The organism is Stenotrophomonas sp. 21LCFQ19 (assembly GCF_056861425.1).
Genome location: NZ_JBSPUF010000026.1, coordinates 20,612 through 36,316 on the forward strand (window position 1 = coordinate 20,612; position 15,705 = coordinate 36,316).

The following is a 15,705-nucleotide window of genomic DNA, read 5'->3' on the forward strand; positions in this document are numbered from 1 at the left end:
AGGAAAACATCATGTACTTCAAATCACTGGACTACCCGATCGTCATCATCGATGCCGATTACGAATCGCCACGTATCGCCGGCATCCTGATCCGCGCCCTGGCCGAGGAACTGCGCAAGAGCGACCAGCGCGTGCTCACAGGCCTGAACCTGGATGACGCCCGCGCCGGCGCACGCACCTACGTGGCTGCATCGGCGGTATTGATCTCCATCGACGGCACCGAGGACGATGACGACCAGTTCCAGCGCCTGCTCGCCTTCCTGCGCGAGCAGAGCCAGCGTCGCGCCGACCTGCCGGTATTCCTCTACGGCGAACGCCGCACCATCGAGAAGATACCGAGCAAGCTGCTCAAGTTCGTGCACGGCTACATCTTCCTGTTCGAGGACACCAAGAGCTTCATCGCCCGGCAGGTGATGCGCGCCGCCGACGACTACATGGCGAAACTGCTGCCGCCGTTCTTCAAGGCATTGATCCACCATTCGGCACAGTCCAACTACTCCTGGCATACGCCCGGGCATGCGGGCGGCGTAGCCTTCACCAAGTCGCCAGTAGGCCGTGCACTGCACCAGTTCTACGGCGAGAACACCTTGCGCAGCGATCTGTCGATCTCGGTGCCGGAGCTCGGCTCGCTGCTCGACCACACCGGCCCGATCCGTGACGCCGAAGCCGAGGCCGCGCGCAACTTCGGCGCCGACCACACCTTCTTCGTCACCAATGGCACCTCCACTGCCAACAAGATCGTCTGGCATGGCACGGTGGCGCGTGGCGACATCGTGTTCGTCGACCGCAACTGTCACAAGTCGCTGCTGCACTCGCTGATCATGACCGGTGGCATCCCGGTGTACTTCACCCCGAGCCGGAACGCCCACGGCATCATTGGCCCGATCAGCCTGGACCAGTTCTCCGGTGAGGCCCTGCAGAAGATGATCCAGGCCAATCCTTTGGCCAGCAAGGCGGCCAAGCCCGGTGCCAAGCCGCGTATCGCGGTGGTGACCAACTCCACGTATGACGGGCTCTGTTACAACGCCGAGAAGATTGCCGACAACCTCGGCACAGCGGTGGACTTCCTGCACTTCGATGAAGCCTGGTACGCCTATGCCGCGTTCCACCCCTTCTATGAGAACCACTACGGCATGGCCAAGGGCAAGCCGCGCGAGCAGGACGCGATCATCTTCACCACCCACTCCACGCACAAGCTGCTGGCCGCATTCTCGCAGGCATCGATGATCCATGTGCGCAATGCGGCAACACGCGAACTGGATGCCGAACGCTTCAACGAATCCTTCATGATGCACACCTCCACCAGCCCGCATTACGGCATCATCGCCTCCTGCGATGTCGCCTCCAAGATGATGGAAGGTGATGCCGGCAAATCGCTGGTGCAGGAAATGCACAATGAAGCCGTCGCCTTCCGCCGCGCGATGCTGCATGTCAGTGAGGACCTGGGCCGCGATGACTGGTGGTTCAAGGTCTGGCAGCCCGATGGCATTGAGCGCACCCTGGCCAAGGGCGACAGCAGCAAGCCGATGGTCACTTCGCGCCCGGATTGGTATCTGCGCCCGGATGCGCACTGGCACGGCTTCGACAATCTCGCCGATGACTATGTATTGATCGATCCGATCAAGGTCACCCTGCTGACGCCCGGGCTGTCGATGGACGGCGAGATGGGCAAGCTGGGCATTCCGGCAGCGGTGCTGAGCAAGTTCCTGTGGTCACGCGGCATCACCGTGGAGAAGACCAACCTGTACTCGGTACTGTTCCTGTTCTCGATGGGCATCACCAAGGGCAAATGGAGCACGCTGGTCACCGAGCTGCTGGCGTTCAAGGACCTGTACGACGCCAATGCACCGCTGAGCCAGTCATTGCCCAGCCTGCTGGAAGACAATGCCGCCGCCTACGCTGGCTGGGGTCTGCGCGACCTCTGCACAGCCTTGCACGAGTTCAACCGCGAGTTCCGCGTTGCAGAGGTGATGCGCGAGATGTACGTGGAGCTGCCGGAGCCGGTGATCACGCCGGCCGAAGCCTATAACCACTTGGTGCGTGGCGAGATCGAACGGGTGGACATCGACCAGCTCAGCGGCCGCGTCGCTGGCACCATGCTGGTGCCCTACCCGCCGGGCATCCCGACCATCATGCCGGGCGAACGTTTTGGCGCCAGCGATGAACCGATCATCCAGTCGCTGCGCATCGCCCGTGAACAGAACGCCCGCTTCCCCGGGTTTGAATCGGATGTGCATGGCTTGATCATCGACAACAGCGGGGATAAGCCGAGTTATCGAGTGGAGGTTTTGAAGATTTGACCCCGAAGCAAAAGCAATACATGTCTTCCCTTCTCCCGCTTGCGGGAGAAGGTGCCCCACAGGGGCGGATGAGGGGAGCTTTTTTGGCTTCTAGCTTCTAGCTTCTAGCTTCTAGGTCTTGGCTATGGACTCTGCTCTGCATCTGTTCTGGATCCGCTTTGCTGAAAACCTGCTCCACGTGCTTTCAAAGCGCCCTCACCCCAACCCCTCTCCCGTAAACGGGAGAGGGGCTTTTCAAGCCTAGCTCCCTTTACATCCCGGACCGCCCTCCCCTTCGCATAGCCAGATGACCAGCACCCGCCAGGAACAACGTGTATTGAAACTCTCCATCGCGGCGACCGTCATGGTCGCTGCGATCGGCTTCTTTGGCGGCATGATCGCGCGCTCACAAGCGATCCTGTTCGATGGCATCTACAGCCTGGTCGATGTGGCGCTGACACTGGTCGCACTTGCGGTGCTGCGCTTGATGGCCCGCGAACAGAGCCCGCGCTTCCAATACGGTTTCTGGCATCTGGAGCCCATGGTCGAAGCGCTGGGCGGTGCAATCCTCAGCCTGGCCTGCATCTACGCGTTGGCCAATGCAGTGATCGGCTTCAGCGACGGCGGCCACGAAACACGCCTGGGTCCCGGTCTGCTCTGGGCCGGCCTGCTGGCAGTGGTGGATCTGGCGATGGCGGTGTGGATCAGCCGTCACGCACGGCGACTGCAATCCGGTTTGCTGCGCCTGGACGCACGCGCCTGGCTGCTGACCGGATTGATGAGCCTTGCCGTGGTTCTGTCCTTCGTCATCGCCCTCGCACTGCGCGGTGGCGACCACGAACAATGGATTCCCTACCTCGACCCTTTGGTGCTCGCCTGTATCGCCTTGGCGACGCTACCTGTACCCCTGCTTGGGGCATGGAAAGCCGCACGCGAAGTCCTGCAGGTCGCGCCAAGCGAACTGGACCAACTCGTGCAACAGGTGATGCAGGCGTTCGTCGCCAAGCACCAGTTTGAAGGCTTCACCAGCCACGTCGCCAAGATCGGGCGCATGCAGTTCGTCGAGATCCATATCCTGACCAGACCCGACACCCAGCTCGGCAGCATCGGTGATGTCGACCGCCTGCGCGATGAGATCGCATCGCAGCTGGATTCACGCTCGGGGCGCTTCTGGCTGACCATCGACTTCACTTCCGACCCGGCCTGGACATGAGCTCACCCACCCCGAAGAAGATGGGCCTGACCATGGCGACCATGCTGGTTGCCGGCAACATGATCGGTACCGGTGTATTCCTGCTACCGGCCAATCTGGCCACCGTCGGCAGCATCTCCTCGGTGGGCTGGCTGATCGCCACCGCTGGCGCCATCGCGCTGGGGCTGGTGTTCGCCCGCCTGTCACAACTCGATCCGCAGCCCGGCGGCCCTTACGCCTATGCACGCGATGCCTTCGGCAACTACATCGGCTTCGTCAGCAACTACGCCTATTGGTTCGGCAACTGTATCGGCAACGTCGCAATCGCCCTGGTGGTGACCGGCTACCTGAGCCATCTCTGGCCCTGGCTGCAGGATGTCTACCCGCGCCTTGGCTTCACCCTGGCGGTGATCTGGCTGCTTAGCCTGGCCAACGCACGCGGCGCCCGCTGGGTCGGCGCGCTGGAGACCGGCACCTTGCTGCTGGCATTGATCCCGATACTGGGCATCGCCATCTTTGGCTGGTGGTGGTTCGATCCGGCATTATTCAGTGCCGGCTGGAACGTCAGCGGTATGGAAGACAGCGCCGCCATCTCGCGCAGCGCGTCCATCGCGCTATGGGCCTTCATGGGTGTGGAGAGCGCGGCGGTATCGGCCGATGTCATCGACAACCCCAAGCGCAATATTCCGCTCGCCACCCTGCTCGGGCTGGCGCTGGCAGCGGTCATTTACATCAGCTGCTCGCTGGTGATCATGGGCATGGTGCCGATGGCGCAGCTGCGCGATTCCTCCGCGCCGTTCGCCGATGTCGCGCAGTTGATGATCGGCCCCTGGGGTGTACTGGTCATCGCACTGTGCGCGATCCTCAAATCGGCTGGCGCACTTGGCGGCTGGATGCTGCTGGTCGGGCAATCGGCCAAGGCGGCAGCCGAGGACGGTCTGTTCCCGAAGCTGTTCTGCAAGCTCAACAAACACGGCATGCCCGGCACCGGCTTGATGATCGTTGCAGTGCTGATGAGCGCACTGCTGCTGGCCACTTCCTCACCCACCCTGGCCCGCCAGTTCGATCAACTCACCAATATCGCCGTATTGCTGACCATCATTCCCTACCTGTTCTCCGCCGGCGCGCTGATCTGCAGCACGCTCGAGCGCGGCGAGCAAGGCTGGATGCGCGCCGCCTGCCTGGTTACCGCTGCCGCAGCGGTCGCCTACTGCCTGTACGCACTGCTGGGTGCAGATGCCGAGCTGCTGGCGTATGCCACAGTGGCGATACTGTTCAGTGCGGCACTGTATCCATTCTTCCGCCAGCGAATGCTGGAGACCGGCAAAGAGCGCAAAGCCGGCCGTGCATAGCACGTGACGTCGGTACCGCGAATACGGCGGAGAAGTAGCCATCAATGCCAGGTCGGAACACCTGAAGCTGACGATGCGCAGGAACGACAGGCAACAGCTTCGACCCCAGCCCACAGGGTCATGGTCCGGCTATGTCGGCAATACCGCGATATCCGCCCGGCGACCATGCAACCCGGCAGGCATTGCGTTCCTGCACGCTCGTTGCCAACGATGGGATTGCCACCAGCACCCGCACCGACGATCCGTACCCAATGCTGCAGATGGATCCATGCTTCTTTAGATTGCATCGACCGCTGAGCACCCGAACGCCTCGCGCAAGGCAACAGCCCCTGCGCAACACATATCCACTTCCCACCATGTTGTCCCTGGTGACATTCGCCCCTGTTTACCTCGCTTCGCGCCGACGCAAGTGCCCTCTCAAGCGCACAGAACGGACTGTACCCATCGCAGTCGAAGCATCCGTTCTTTCCTGCATCCAGATACTCGCTTTTCATTCGAACATTCCGCGCAATCAGGCATCGCCTGCGCAGCAAACTGCGTTGCAAACCTTGCCGGGATAATCGCAAACCATGCACACGTGCATCGTTGCCCTTGATGGAAATCAAGCAACTATCCCGCTCGATAACAACTGCAACTTTTCGCTGAAATGTTCCGATTCGCGCATCTCGCAGCAAACTATTGACGTTGACATTGCCGAATGAACATCGTCGCTCCCGCAACGCGTGACAAGCATTGATCAACGTGCGTGGAGTCATCCCGGAAATGGAACGCAAGACTGCATCAACATCCAAACCAACCACCATCGGCAAGCCACTTGCTGCTGATTGCTCGTGGACACCTCCCTGCAGTACAGCGCAGGTCGTCCAACGCCTCACAGACTGCAGGCCTGCACTTCACAGGCAACAGCCGGATGCAGTCAGCCACGCCTTCTTGCGCACAAGGTCGGCGAGCGCGTCTCTGACACATCCAACTGTCCAGGCGAGCATTCCCCTGCTGCAGCGCTTTCGGCAAACAGCGCCGACAGCAAGCAGAGGCGACACCAGCTACGCCAACGTGTAGCAGCGTCCTCGTTCACGGCTGATCGCACGCTTGCCACGACCATTGCGTCGTGCCGCGAGACGACGCAACAACGCCGTGCAGACCCACCTTGAATCGCGGTGCTGACCACGTCCCGGTTGGATTCATCGACTGCGGCAAACGTCGGCAAGCAGGGCACCAGCGCAAACAGACCAATGCACAAACCCACCGCCCCCACCGGTTCCTTGCCTCACCATCGGAGAGAAACGCATGAGGAGATCCACCATCCACCAGCAACGGAGCTCCGGAAGCGGGCTGCGTTGTACCCACCTGTCATTGGCCCTGCTCTCTGCACTGGTAGCAGCACAACCTGCGCTCGCCGAAGATCCGGCTTCCGCCGCAGAAACCACTACCAAGGACCTGGACACAGTGACGGTGCGCTCCACCCACCAGGCCAAGCCGCTGCAGCGCACTCCCATTTCGGTCAGCGTTGTCACCGCCGAGCAACTTGACCGCACCAACATGAGCAGCATCTCCGACCTCCAGTATCTGGCCCCAGGGGTGTCGTTCTCAGCTACTGCAGGGACCGCCAACAGCGGTGGCTTCCAGGTCCGCGGCATCGGTACGCAAGCCTACAGCGTGGCCTCCGAGCAGACCGTTGGCACCGTGGTCGATGACGTCGTGATCGGCATACCCCGTGACCCGGGCGTGGCCGGCTTCAGCGATATCGAGCACATCGAGGTTCTACGTGGCCCGCAGGGTACCTTGTTCGGCAAGAATGCCTCCGCCGGCATTGTCAACATCAGTACGCGCAATCCGGAAATCGGCACCACCGGCGGCTCGGTCTCTTTGTCGATGGGTGAGCGCAACGAACATGTCGCGCGCGTGACCGGCAACCTGGCCGTCTCCGACACGTCTGCGCTGCGCCTTTCCGCGTATTACAAGGACCAGGACGGCGCCACCGCCAATGCCTTCCATGACTGGAATATCGGCGACCAGACTGGACGTGGTGTCCGTGGAAAATGGCTGTGGAAGCCAACCGAACAACTCGACATCCTGGTGGCGGCAGAACGACAGACCCTGTTCAACCGCGCCTTGGGCACGCTTTACAGGCTGGGGACGGACGAGGACTACAACGCCAGCCTCGCCGGCTTCCAGGACATCGGCGGCGACCACTTCACCAGCCAGGCCGACGCCGACGGGTTTGCCTTCCAAGGCGTAACCGGCTTTTCAACGAAAGCCGACCTGCGACTTGCCAACGGTGCTCAGTTGACGTCCATCACCGCCTATCGCGGCTCAACCGTCAACCAGGTGCATGACATGGACCAGACACCGGCGGACTTCCTCAACAAGAACATAACGACGATCCGTGCGCATCAGATCAGCCAGGAGTTCCGCTTGGCAGGGACCGCGCAGGACGAACGACTGGACTATGTCCTTGGCGCCTACTACGCGAATGTCGACAGTACCTACGAGTACTACGCCTATGGCGGCTTCGATTACGACCTTGCGCCGCCCAGCGAGTACTTCTCACTCACCGGACCCAGGCAGCATATCCACGCCGATACCAAGAGCCACGCGCTGTACGCCAATGTGGGTTACAAACTGAGTGATCGCTGGTCGGCCAGTGGCGGATTGCGCTATACGCACGACAAGGTGTTCGCCACCATGACCCCCATCGAGATGCCTACCGCGGAAGGCAAGCCGGTTGTCTATCTGGGCAACTTCCCTCCATCACGGGGCGAAATAAGCAAGGAGAACGTGTCTGGGAAGGTCGCCCTGCAGTTTCAGCAGAACGCCACCTTGATGTGGTACGCCAACGTCGCCACCGGCTACAAGGGCCCCACAATCGACCCGGTCTCGCCCCGCTCCAACAAGATCCAGCCGGAGAAATCCACGGCCTACGAACTCGGCGCGAAGACTCAGTTCTTCGACCGCAGCCTGACCATCAACATCAGCCTGTACAAGGCCGACTACAAGGACTTCCAGGCACAGGTCTACATCCCCGAGACCTTGGGCTGGGCCATGTCAAACGCAGGCGAGATGCGTACCAAGGGCGCAGAACTTGAAGTCAGCTGGCGCCCCACCGCGGACTTTTCGTTGGTCGCCACTGGCGCGGTCACCGATGCCGAGTTCCAGGATTACTTCAACACGTGCCAGGGCAACCAAGATGCACCCTGTCGTCTCATCGACGGCGTGCTGCAAGCCGACCTGACCGGATTCACGCCGGCGTATGTCTCCAAGTACAGCTATTCCCTCAACGGAAACTACTATCACGCCCTCGGCAACGGCCTGGCCGTCAACGCCACTGCCGGCTGGAGCTACAAAAGCCACTTCTACAATACCGCCGCCCAGTCCTCCACCAGAACCCCCGGGTACGGCCTAGCCAATGTATCCATCGGCATCGGTGCCGAAGATGGCCAATGGGAAGTATCGCTGTACGCGCGCAACCTGCTGGACAAGCACTACCGCAGCCTCATTGATTACAGCCCCACCATCAACAACGGTGGAATGATGCAATACCTTTCACCGGACAGCTTCCGCACGGCCGGGGTATCGCTGACCTGGAATTTCTAGGCACTGACTGACACATCGGTGGTTCCAGTGCAGGCGCCCTCCTCTCGTTGCCGGACGCAGGATGCATCCGGTCAACGCGCCTCCACTACAACCTTGCAGCTGGCCTCGATCGGCCAGATAAACGCAAACCGACCGCAGGATCGCCATCCTGTCGGCGACGCCGCCCGACCCGCGCCACGGTCAAGCATTCAGGAAAACGGGTACATCCTCACCGCCAGCACACGCTGGCGGTCGCTTTGCTGCGATCCGCGTCGCGGATATCGCCTCCCAAGCCTCGGCCTCGTCCATCCCCGACACTGCGCCTACAATAGCGGCCCTATGCCGCCGCCCGGCAAAACGAAGTGGACCACGCGTGACCGAGAAGAAGCCCGAACACACCCCGTTGATGAAGCAGTTCTTCGCAGCCAAGTCCGAGTACCCGGACCTATTGCTGTTCTTCCGGATGGGCGATTTCTACGAACTGTTCTATGACGATGCGCGCAAGGCCGCGCGCCTGCTCGACATCACCCTGACCCAGCGTGGCAGTTCCGGCGGCGCACCGATCCCGATGGCCGGCGTGCCGGTGCATGCCTTTGAGGGCTACCTGGCGCGGCTGGTGGCGGTTGGCGAATCGGTGGCGATCTGCGAGCAGATCGGCGACCCCGCGCTGGCCAAGGGCCTGGTCGAGCGCAAGGTGGTGCGCGTGGTCACCCCCGGCACCGTCACCGACGAAGCCCTGCTGGACGAGCGCCGCGATACCTTGCTGATGGCACTGTCGCGCAGCAAGGCCGGTTACGGCCTCGCCTGGGCCGACCTGGCCGGCGGCCGCTTCCTGGTCAACGAAGTCGACACCGATGACGCACTTGAGGCCGAGCTGGCCCGGCTGGAGCCGGCTGAGCTGCTGGTGCCCGACGAAGAAAACTGGCCCGAGTTCCTGCGCCATCGCAATGGCGTGCGCCGTCGCGCGCCGTGGTTGTTCGATGCCGACAGCGGCCGCCGCCACCTGCTGAACTTCTTCAAGCTGCATGACCTCAGTGGCTTCGGCATCGACGACAGGCCGCGCGCCATCGGTGCTGCCGGTGCCCTGCTCGGCTATGTCGAGGAAACCCAGAAGCAGCGCCTGCCGCACCTGACCTCCATCTCGATGGAGAACGCCGGGGAAGCGATCGCGATGAACGCTGCCACCCGCCGCCATCTGGAACTGGATACGCGCGTTGATGGCGACACCCGCAACACCTTGCTCGGTGTGCTCGACAGCACCGTCTCGCCGATGGGCGGACGCCTGCTGCGCCGCTGGCTGCACCGCCCGCTGCGCCTGCGCAACGTGCTGCAGCAACGCCACCACGCGGTCGCCACGCTGATTGATCGCGGCAGCGACGCCGACCTGCGCGACAGCTTCCGCGCGCTTGGCGATATCGAGCGCATCCTGACCCGCATGGCGTTGCGCTCGGCGCGCCCGCGCGACTTTTCCACCCTGCGCGATGGCCTGGGCCTGTTGCCGGCCATCAATGCACAGCTGGACACGCTGGATTCACCGCGCCTGCAACAACTGCGTGCCGAGCTGGGCTCGCACGATGAAAGCGCGCAGCTGCTTGCCAGCGCCATCGCCGAGCAGCCACCGCTGAAGCTGTCCGATGGCGGCGTGATCGCCGAAGGCTACGATGCCGAGCTCGACGAACTGCGCCGCCTGTCCACCCACGCCGACCAGTTCCTGATCGACCTGGAAGCGCGTGAGCGCCAGGCCAGCGGCATCGCCACCTTGAAGGTCGGCTACAACCGCGTGCATGGCTATTACATCGAGATCAGCAAGGGCCAGTCCGACAAGGCCCCGGTGCATTACACCCGCCGCCAGACCCTGACCAATGCCGAGCGCTACATCACCGAGGAGTTGAAGAACTTCGAGGACAAGGTGCTGTCGGCCCGCGAGCGTTCGCTAAGCCGCGAAAAACTGCTGTACGAAGGCCTGCTCGATATCGTCGGCCAGCATCTGGAACCGCTGAAGCGCTGTGCCGGTGCCTTGAGCGAACTGGACGTACTTGCTGCATTCGCCGAACGCGCACAGGCGCTGGACTGGGCGCAGCCGGAACTGCAGGAAGACGCCTGCCTGCGCATCGAACGTGGCCGCCATCCGGTGGTGGAAGCCGTGCGTGATACGCCATTCGAGCCCAACGACCTGGACCTGCACCCGGACCGCCGCATGCTGGTCATCACCGGCCCGAACATGGGCGGTAAGTCGACCTATATGCGGCAGAACGCTTTGATCGTGCTGCTCGCCCATATCGGCAGCTTCGTGCCGGCCAGCCGCGCGGTGATCGGGCCGATCGACCGCATCCTGACCCGCATCGGCGCCGGTGACGATCTGGCCAAGGGCCAGTCCACCTTCATGGTGGAAATGGCCGAGACCAGCTACATCCTGCACCACGCCACCGAGCACTCGCTGGTGTTGATGGATGAGATCGGCCGTGGCACCTCGACTTACGACGGCCTAGCCCTCGCCGATGCGGTCGCGCGCCACCTGGCCTACCAGAACCGTTGCTACACGCTGTTTGCCACCCACTACTTCGAGCTGACCGCCTTGGCCGATGAGAGCCACGAAGGTGGCAACAGCGGCATCGCCAACGTGCACCTGGACGCGGTCGAACACGGCGACACGCTGGTGTTCATGCATGCGGTGAAAGACGGCCCGGCCAATCGCAGCTTTGGTCTGCAGGTCGCGGCCTTGGCTGGCCTGCCCAAGTCCACGGTCGCGCAGGCACGCCGTCGTCTGGCGGAGCTGGAACAGCGTGGCGGCGAGACCCAGAGCGCGGCGATGGCGCCACAAGCATTGGATGCGCCGCAGCAGTTTGGTTTGTTCGCCGCGCCGAGCTCAGCGGCTCTGGATGCGCTGCAGGCGATCGATCCGGATGAGCTGACACCGAAGCAGGCGCTGGAAGCGCTGTACCGGGTGAAGTCGTTGATCTGAGCGCAGCGCCCCTGTAGTGCCGAGCCATGCTCGGCATGAAGCCCTCCTGTAGTGGGGGGGGGGGGGCGGGCGGGGGGGGGGGGGGGGGCCCCCCCCCCCCCGGCCCCCCCCCCCCCCCCCCCCCCCCCCCCCCCCCCCCCCCCACTACGGCTTCTATTCCCTCCCTTTTGCGAAGCAAAGGGGAGGGTTGGGGAGGGGTCGGCTCTTTCCGCCTTTCGAGCAATCCTGGCTTCGCGGCTTACACCGCTCCCACAGGCGCGACCAGCGCATCATCCAGTTGCCCCGCCCGCACCGACGCCGGTCGTTGCAGATGCACAGCGCAGTAGTCGGTGAACACCGGCTTGGCCTCAAGCTCACCCACGCGGATGTAGTAGCTCAGGAACGACGCCATATACAGGTCGGCAACGGTAAAGCTGTCCCCGACCAGATAGCGCTTGCCGGCAACCGCTGCTTCCAGCGTATGCAGCAGATCCTCGGCGGTACCGTAGCCCGCCTCCATCGGCGGCGCCAGGCCACCATGACGACGATCAGTGACGAAGGCTTCCAGCGGCCCGGCCGCAAACAATACCCAGCGGTAGCATTCGCCGCGCTCGGCGCTGCCTACTGGCGGCAACAAGGCCTTCGCTGGTGCCAGATCGGCCAGGTGCAGGCAGATCGCGGCGTTCTCGGTGATTGCCGTTGTCCCCTGCACCAAGGCCGGCACCTTGCCCATCGGGTTGATCGCCAGATACTGCGCCGACTTCATGCTGGTGCCGTACTCCAACATCACCGCGTCGTAGCGCAGACCGGTTTCTTCCAGCATCCAGCGGGTAATGCGTCCGCGCGAATGTGGATGGCTGTAGAAGGTAAGCGTATCGGTCATGTCAGGCACCTGCGTTGTAAGGAGCCGACAGTGTGCGCAGGGGCTACTGACAGCCGCTGTCAGTAGTGATGCATCAGTTGTCCGTCATGCACTGCGCGCGCCAACGCTTCAACAACTGATGACGTTGCGCTGGATAGCGCTGCGCGCTGTCCTCCAGTGCCAGTAATCGATCAGCGCGGAAGTGACGAAAATCACCACGCATTTCGCACCATGCAGCCAACATGCGTACGTCGGCCATGAAGGCCATCGCGAACGGCCAGATCATGCGCTCGCTGACCCTGCCCTCGACGTCGCGGTACTGGATGCGCACGGCATTGCCGTCGCGGATGGCACGGCGCAAGGCCGGCAGCCACGGCTCCGGTGGCACCGCGTGCCAGTGCGGTGCGAACAGCCCGCTGGTTTCGACCTGCAGGCGCAGCGTTTCGGGCAGCACGCCGATGACACGCTGCAATGCGGTGTCGGCCGCAGCGGCGAGTTCCGGGTCGCCATGCGAGGCTACCCAGCGCGCGCCCAGCAGCACCGCTTCGAGTTCTTCGGCGGAGAACATCATCGGTGGCAGCAGGAATCCGGGCCGCAACTGGTAGCCGATACCCGGATCACCGGCGATATCGGCGCCCTGCGCGCGCAAGGCATCGATGTCCCGGTACACGGTGCGCAGGCTCACCTCCAGGCGCTGCGCCAGTTCGGCACCGCGCACCGGCGTGCGGCGCCGCCGCAATTCATCCAGCAGGTGCAGCAATCGGGCAGCGCGTTGGCTCATTGGGGGTTCCGGCACAGGCAGCTGCCCAGCATAACGGCTGACGGCCAGCGCATTGAGCCTGCGGCATCAACAGAGCGCATTTATCCCGGCTAGCTGAGCAATAGGTAAGCCCTATCAGAGCGAGCAGTTCATTTGATTATTCATTTAACGCGTCGGTGGTTACAGTCGGTGCAAGAACTACCCCAACGCCAGCAGGAGCCAGCCATGAGCAATGACACCAAGCCGACCTGTCCGTACCACAGCGCCCCCTCCCCTGAGCAGGCCGCGCAATCGCAGCGTGACACCAGCACCACACCCAAGCAGCAGCATGGCGACGCACCGGTGACGCCGCTGACCACCGCCTTCGGCGCGCCGGTTGTGGACAACCAGAACAGCAAGACCGCAGGCCCGCGCGGCCCCTTGCTGATGGAAGATGTATGGCTGCTTGAAAAGCTCGCCAACCTCAACCGCGAGATCATTCCCGAGCGCCGCATGCATGCCAAGGGCTCAGGCGCATTCGGCACGTTCACCGTCACCCATGACATCAGCAAGTACACCCGTGCCAAGCTGTTCTCGGCCGTGGGCAAGCAGACCGAGATGTTCGCCCGTTTCACCACCGTGGCCGGTGAGCGCGGCGCAGCCGATGCCGAGCGCGACATCCGTGGCTTTGCACTGAAGTTCTACACCGAGGAAGGCAACTGGGACCTGGTCGGCAACAACACGCCGGTGTTCTTCCTGCGTGACCCGCGCAAGTTCGGCGACCTCAACAAGGCGGTCAAGCGCGACCCGCATACCAACCTGCGCAGCGCCCGCAACAACTGGGACTTCTGGACCCTGCTGCCGGAAGCGCTGATGCAGGTGACCGTGGTGATGAGCGACCGCGGCATCCCGCGCAGCTTCCGCCATATGAACGGCTTCGGTTCGCACACCTACAGCTTCACCAATGAGGGCGGCGAGCGCTTCTGGGTGAAGTTCCACTTCGTCACCCAGCAGGGCGTGCAGGCGCTGACCGATGCGCAGGCCGAAGTGTTGGTCGGCAAGGACCGCGAAAGCCACGGCCGCGATCTGTTCCAGGCGATCGAGCGTGGTGAGTTCCCGAAATGGAAGCTGTTCGTGCAGGTCATGCCGGAACTGGAAGCAGAGACCTACCGCATCCATCCGTTCGACCTGACCAAGGTCTGGCCGAAGAGCGATTACCCGCTGATCGAAGTCGGCGAGTTCGAACTCAACCGCAACCCGGTCAACTGGTACCAGGACGTGGAGCAGTCGGCTTTCGCCCCGAGCAACCTGGTACCGGGTATTGGTCCGTCGCCGGACAAGATGCTGCAGGCGCGTCTGTTCGCCTACACCGATGCGCAGCGTTACCGGCTGGGCGTCAACCACCACCAGATCCCGGTCAACGCCGCTCGCTGCCCGGTCTTCAGCAACCACCGCGATGGCGCCATGCGTGTGGACGGCAACTACGGCGGCCTGCCGCATTACGAGCCCAACAGCTACGGCCAATGGCAGGAGCAGCCGCAGTACCGCGAGCCGGCGCTGAAGATCCGCGGCGATGCCGACTTCTGGAACTTCCGCGAAGACGACAACGACTACTTCAGCCAGCCCGGTGCCCTGTTCCGCAGCTACAACGCCGCTCAGCAGCAGCGTCTGTTCGAGAACACCGCACGCGCCCTGGGTGATGCGCCGGACTTCATCAAGCAGCGCCACATCGACAACTGCAACAAGGCCGACCCGGCTTACGGTGCAGGCATCGCCGCCGCCCTGCAGAAGTTGGCTGCGGCAGCCGCTCCGGCCGACCCGTTCGCACCGCCGCCGCACCCAGGCAGCGATTTCCCGACCGCCACCCCGGGCGCCGAGGACATCGAGCTGTAAGCCCGGCCCGCTGGTCCAACGATGAAACAGCACCGCCCGCCCTGCGCGGGCGGTGCTGTTTCTACCCACAACCCAACACGTCGTTGGCCTCTTCACTTACGCACCCTTGCGGGGGTTACCATGCCGCTGGACAACCCACCCTTCAAGGATTCCCCGATGAGCCTGACCGACGATCTCCTCTCCCAATTGCAGGGCGCGCCGCTGCAACAGGTTTCGCAGCAGTTGGGCATCGACAGTCAGCAAGCCTCGGGCGCGATCAGTGCCGCGTTGCCGTTGCTGATGGGCGCACTGGGCAACAACGCGGCCAAGCCGCAGGGCGCCGAAGCCCTGTTTGGCGCGTTGCAGAACAACCACAGCGGCCTGGACATCGGCAGCGTGCTGGGCGCAGTGATGGGCGGCGGCAACAACCCGGCAGCCAACGGCGCAGGCATCCTCGGCCACATCTTCGGCGGCAGCCAGGACCGTGCCGAGACCGGCCTGGCCCAGGCCACCGGCCTGAGCCCGAGCAGCTCCAGCCAGCTGCTGAAGATCCTCGCCCCGATCGTGATGGCCTTCATCGCCCAGCGCATGAGCAGCGGCGGCCAAGCCGACCCCAATGGTCTGGCGCAGATCCTGGGCCAGGAAAAGCAGCAGGTGACGCAGGCTGGCGGTATCGGCGGCGGCCTGCTGGGCAGCGTGCTGGACCAGGACGGCGACGGCCAGTTCGGCGTCAGCGACCTGATCAGGCTGGGCAGCGGTTTGCTCGGTAGCGGCAAGCGCTGAGCCGGTTGAGGTTGATCGAAGACGCCACCGCAAGGTGGCGTTTTTGTTTCGGTAGTGCCGAGCCATGCTCGGCAGAGGCCTTACCGGTAGGGCCCATTGCCGAGCATGGCTC

Annotated in this window: 9 protein-coding genes; 7 read left to right on the plus strand and 2 right to left on the minus strand. The window is 63.2% G+C overall.

The features are described from left to right. Nucleotides 1-11: 11 nt before the first annotated feature. From AC13FW_RS19965 to mutS, 5 genes are all read left to right on the plus strand, one after another. On the plus strand, nt 12-2,300 hold the full coding sequence (locus tag AC13FW_RS19965; RefSeq protein WP_482990243.1) for an Orn/Lys/Arg family decarboxylase: 2,289 nt from the start codon (nt 12-14) through the stop codon (nt 2,298-2,300). A 286-nt stretch (nt 2,301-2,586) separates the two neighbouring features. Continuing rightward, nucleotides 2,587-3,492, plus strand: a complete 906-nt coding sequence (locus AC13FW_RS19970) for a cation diffusion facilitator family transporter (protein ID WP_482990244.1) — start codon at nt 2,587-2,589, stop codon at nt 3,490-3,492. Continuing rightward, complete coding sequence (locus AC13FW_RS19975) at nt 3,489-4,823, plus strand: amino acid permease (RefSeq protein WP_482990245.1); 1,335 nt, start codon at nt 3,489-3,491, stop codon at nt 4,821-4,823. The genes AC13FW_RS19970 and AC13FW_RS19975 overlap by 4 nt, the downstream gene beginning before the upstream one ends. Before the next feature lie 1,287 nt (nt 4,824-6,110). After that, the gene (locus AC13FW_RS19980) at nt 6,111-8,417 is read left to right on the plus strand and encodes a TonB-dependent receptor (RefSeq protein ID WP_482990246.1); all 2,307 of its coding nucleotides are present in this window, start codon (nt 6,111-6,113) and stop codon (nt 8,415-8,417) included. Between the two features lie 385 nt (nt 8,418-8,802). Beyond that, complete coding sequence (gene mutS / locus AC13FW_RS19985) at nt 8,803-11,358, plus strand: DNA mismatch repair protein MutS (protein WP_482990249.1); 2,556 nt, start codon at nt 8,803-8,805, stop codon at nt 11,356-11,358. A gap of 238 nt (nt 11,359-11,596) precedes the next feature. Here mutS and AC13FW_RS19990 read toward each other — a convergent pair whose 3' ends face one another. Together AC13FW_RS19990 and AC13FW_RS19995 are read right to left on the minus strand one after the other, a co-directional pair. Beyond that, nucleotides 11,597-12,220 carry a glutathione S-transferase family protein gene (locus AC13FW_RS19990; protein WP_482990247.1) on the minus strand — a complete coding sequence of 208 codons (624 nt, stop codon included), beginning with the start codon at nt 12,218-12,220 and terminating at the stop codon, nt 11,597-11,599. A gap of 73 nt (nt 12,221-12,293) precedes the next feature. Further along, nucleotides 12,294-12,980 carry a helix-turn-helix transcriptional regulator gene (locus tag AC13FW_RS19995; protein ID WP_282273067.1) on the minus strand — a complete coding sequence of 229 codons (687 nt, stop codon included), beginning with the start codon at nt 12,978-12,980 and terminating at the stop codon, nt 12,294-12,296. 204 nt (nt 12,981-13,184) lie between these two features. Here AC13FW_RS19995 and AC13FW_RS20000 point away from each other — a divergent pair, with 204 nt between their 5' ends. Beyond that, nucleotides 13,185-14,831 carry a catalase gene (locus AC13FW_RS20000; RefSeq protein ID WP_296253523.1) on the plus strand — a complete coding sequence of 549 codons (1,647 nt, stop codon included), beginning with the start codon at nt 13,185-13,187 and terminating at the stop codon, nt 14,829-14,831. A 156-nt stretch (nt 14,832-14,987) separates the two neighbouring features. Continuing rightward, nucleotides 14,988-15,593: a DUF937 domain-containing protein gene (locus AC13FW_RS20005; RefSeq protein WP_482990248.1), complete on the plus strand. Its 606-nt coding sequence runs from the start codon at nt 14,988-14,990 to the stop codon at nt 15,591-15,593. The last annotated feature ends 112 nt before the right edge of the window (nt 15,594-15,705 follow it).